Consider the following 3,412-nt stretch of genomic DNA (forward strand, 5'->3'; position numbering starts at 1 on the left):
AAAGCTAATTGATTTCAATTACTTTTATGATTTATGTTTCTCCAGATTCATCTGGAGGAAGATAAATCAATAACTATATTTATTTTTCCATAGTTTTTTTAAAAAATCTCGAATGCTATTTTCCCTAGGATTGTTACCAGGTTCGTATATTTTAGTGTTTTCTAATGATGAAGGTAAAAATTCTTGTGCAGCAAAGTTGTTTTCATAACTATGAGCATACTTGTAATTTTTCCCATAATCTAATTCTTTCATTAATTTAGTTGGGGCATTTCTTAAATGTAAAGGAACTGATAAATCTCCTGTTTCTTTCACTAATAATTGAGCATTCCCAATAGCTTCATAAGAAGCATTGCTTTTTGGAGAACTAGCTAAGTAAATGGCACATTGACTTAATATAATACGTGATTCAGGAAAACCAATAGTATTTACAGCTTGAAACGTATTATTAGCCAAAATTAGCGCTGTAGGGTTTGCATTTCCTATATCTTCTGAAGCTAATATTAATAGTCGCCGAGCAATAAATTTAGCATCTTCACCACCTTCAATCATTCTGGCTAACCAATAAACAGCACCGTTGGGGTCACTTCCACGAATAGATTTTATAAAAGCTGAAACAATATCATAATGTTGTTCGCCAGTTTTATCATATAAAACAGTATTCTTTTGAACCTTGGATAGGACCATGTCATTGGTAATTGTTATGGGCTCATCTTCAGAATTCACCACCAATTCAAAAATATTTAATAATTTTCGGGCATCTCCTCCCGAAATTCTTAATAAAGCTTCTGTTTCTTTTATAGTAATTTTTTTCTTAGAAATTAAAGTATCAGTTTTTAAAGCGCGCTCTAATAAAGCTTCTAAATCGGTTTTATTAAAAGAGTTTAAAATATAAACCTGACAACGAGAAAGGAGGGCAGGGATTACTTCAAAACTTGGATTTTCTGTAGTTGCGCCAATTAATGTCACCCAACCTTTTTCAACAGCTCCTAATAATGAATCTTGTTGAGATTTACTAAACCTATGAATTTCATCAATAAATAAAATTGGATTTTTTGATGTAAACAATCCGCCGCTTTGTTTCGCTTTATCAATAATATCACGAATGTCTTTAACACCTGAATTTATGGCGCTCAATGAATAGAACGGACGTTTTGATTCTTGTGCAATAATGTTAGCTAAGGTTGTTTTCCCGATGCCTGGTGGTCCCCATAAAATTAAAGAAGGAATTACGCCACGCTTTATATGTTGAGTTAAAGCGCCATTTTTACCAACCAAATGTTGCTGACTAATATAATCATCTAAAGTTTTTGGTCTAATTCGTTCTGCTAAAGGTTCATTCATAAATTAAATAATGTGTAGATTATTGTAAAATTACAAATTTACAGTAATAAGTTATAGCGCTTTTATATTTTAATTTTTATATACCTTATTGTTTATTGCTGACAATTTTTCATAATTTTAGCTTTTGGACTTATATTTGAGTTTAGGTCTTTATATATATAAAAATGAGTGAAACTAATTTTAAATTTAGGTCAAATGTAATTGCTATTCCTGTAATTGTAATTTTTAGTATTTGGTTAATTTATTTTATTGAAATTAAATTTGGATTTAACTTTAATAAATATGGTATTTACCCAAAGTCTTTAATTGGTTTAAGAGGAATTTTATTTTCGCCTTTTATCCATGGTGATACGAGCCATTTAATTAATAACTCAATACCTTTATTTGTAATGTTAGGATGTTTGTATTATTTCTATCAAAACATTGCAAATAAAATACTTTTAATAGGGTTGTTATTAACAGGTATTTTAACTTGGATTCTTGGCCGTCCATCATATCATATAGGTGCAAGTGGCATTGTATATTTATTAGTCAGTTTTATTTTTTTTAGTGGAATCTTCAGAAAACATTTTAGATTGATTGCTTTGTCTTTAGCAGTTGTTTTTTTATATGGAAGTATGGTTTGGTATATTTTTCCGATGGAAGAAAGAATCTCTTGGGAAGGTCATTTGTCTGGCTTTTTAGTTGGATTTACATTTGCTTTTTTGTTTAGAAAAGAAGGACCACAACCTGAGAATTTTACATTTTCTAAAAATGAAGAATTTGAAAAATTATTTGATGAACAGGGTAATTTCAATCCTCCACCTGAAGAAGTAAAAGAAGAAGTTAACGAAGTCTAAAATACCATACATAATCTTTTTTATTATGTCATAGATATTGAACTGTGGGAAAATTGATAGCTAAAACTAATTAACCCAACAAATGGTACAACTTATATAGTATCTTTTGCTATGTGACCAATATTTCAAAATAAGTAACGGTGCTTTTAAAATAAGTAACTGAGCTTTTTTTAATAAGTCGGTTAACTTTTAAATGCTATTATAATCGTTGTCTTATAGCTTCATATAAAAAGGCAGCACAAGCTACAGATACATTCAATGATTCAATTTCACCTAGTAATGGTAATTTAGCTTTATGGTCAACAATTTTCAATATAGAAGGGTTAATACCTCTATCTTCAGATCCCATAACAATGGCTGTTGGCAATGTTAAATCTATAGCATAAATTAAGTCTTCTGTTTTTTCAGTTGCTGCAACCAATTGAATATCGGCAGCTTGAAATTGAAAAATAGCATCTTTTAAATGATCTACTTTACAAATAGGGATTTTAAAAGCAGCACCAGCAGAAGTTTTTACTGTAGCAGCGTTTATTGGTGCATTTCCTTGTTTTTGAATAACAATACCATCAACACCTGTGCATTCAGCAGTTCTTATAATAGCACCAAAATTACGAACATCAGAAATCTGATCTAATAATAAGAATATTGGATTCTTCTTTTTTTCTAAAGTAGCTGTTATTAGCGTATCTAAATCCGCAAATTCAATAGGAGATATTTGTGCAGCAACACCTTGGTGATTACTGTTTTTAGATAACCTATTTAGTTTTTCAACTGGAACATGGCTAGTTGCAATGTTATTTTTCTTTATCAATGAATTTAATTCAGAAAATAAGTGACCACTCAAATCTTTTTGTAAATATACTTTGCTAATTGTTTGCCCAGCATTAATTGCTTCTATAACAGCTCTAATGCCAAATATTTTTGAAACTTCGTTTTCCATGATGCAAATGTAAGTATTTTGTATGGTATGATTTTTGTACCTTTCATTAAAATTTTAAATAAAGAATTATGAAAAGTATTTTTAGTGTTATTTTGGTGATGTTTGTGTCAACTGTATTTTCTCAAAATTTAGATTATCGTGGAGAATATGTTCGTGGTATGATTATTAAGCAGAGTAATGAAATAAAAGGAAATGATTTTATTTATAATGAATGGAATTTAGGAATGTTAGTATTAAATGATAGCGTTTTTTCAAAACAAGACCATTTAAAATATGATGCTTTTAATGATCG

Annotated in this window: 4 protein-coding genes; 2 read left to right on the forward strand and 2 right to left on the reverse strand. The window is 29.4% G+C overall.

Annotated features, from left to right (window positions below; all coding sequences use genetic code 11):
- Window positions 1-66 precede the first annotated feature (66 nt).
- On the reverse strand, window positions 67-1,341 hold the full coding sequence (locus Q0352_RS05905) for a replication-associated recombination protein A (protein ID WP_299525069.1): 1,275 nt from the start codon (window positions 1,339-1,341) through the stop codon (window positions 67-69).
- 164 nt (window positions 1,342-1,505) lie between these two features.
- On the opposite strand from Q0352_RS05905, the gene Q0352_RS05910 reads away from it, so the two are divergent.
- Complete coding sequence (locus tag Q0352_RS05910) at window positions 1,506-2,180, forward strand: rhomboid family intramembrane serine protease (RefSeq protein WP_299525074.1); 675 nt, start codon at window positions 1,506-1,508, stop codon at window positions 2,178-2,180.
- Window positions 2,181-2,379: 199 nt separating this feature from the next.
- Here Q0352_RS05910 and rlmB read toward each other — a convergent pair whose 3' ends face one another.
- Complete coding sequence (gene rlmB, locus Q0352_RS05915; RefSeq protein ID WP_299525079.1) at window positions 2,380-3,120, reverse strand: 23S rRNA (guanosine(2251)-2'-O)-methyltransferase RlmB; 741 nt, start codon at window positions 3,118-3,120, stop codon at window positions 2,380-2,382.
- A gap of 68 nt (window positions 3,121-3,188) precedes the next feature.
- On the opposite strand from rlmB, the gene Q0352_RS05920 reads away from it, so the two are divergent.
- Window positions 3,189-3,412: hypothetical protein (locus Q0352_RS05920; RefSeq protein WP_299525082.1), on the forward strand; the 224-nt coding region annotated here is incomplete at its 3' end.

The sequence above is a fragment of the uncultured Lutibacter sp. genome (assembly GCF_937891065.1).
In the GTDB taxonomy this organism is placed as follows: Bacteria; Bacteroidota; Bacteroidia; order Flavobacteriales; family Flavobacteriaceae; genus Lutibacter.

Coding starts and splice junctions, on each gene's coding strand:
- Q0352_RS05905 (WP_299525069.1), bottom strand. CDS start 1,341: ATGAATGAACCTTTAGCAGAACGAATTAGACCAAAAACTTTAGATGAT.
- Q0352_RS05910 (WP_299525074.1), top strand. CDS start 1,506: ATGAGTGAAACTAATTTTAAATTTAGGTCAAATGTAATTGCTATTCCT.
- rlmB (WP_299525079.1), bottom strand. CDS start 3,120: ATGGAAAACGAAGTTTCAAAAATATTTGGCATTAGAGCTGTTATAGAA.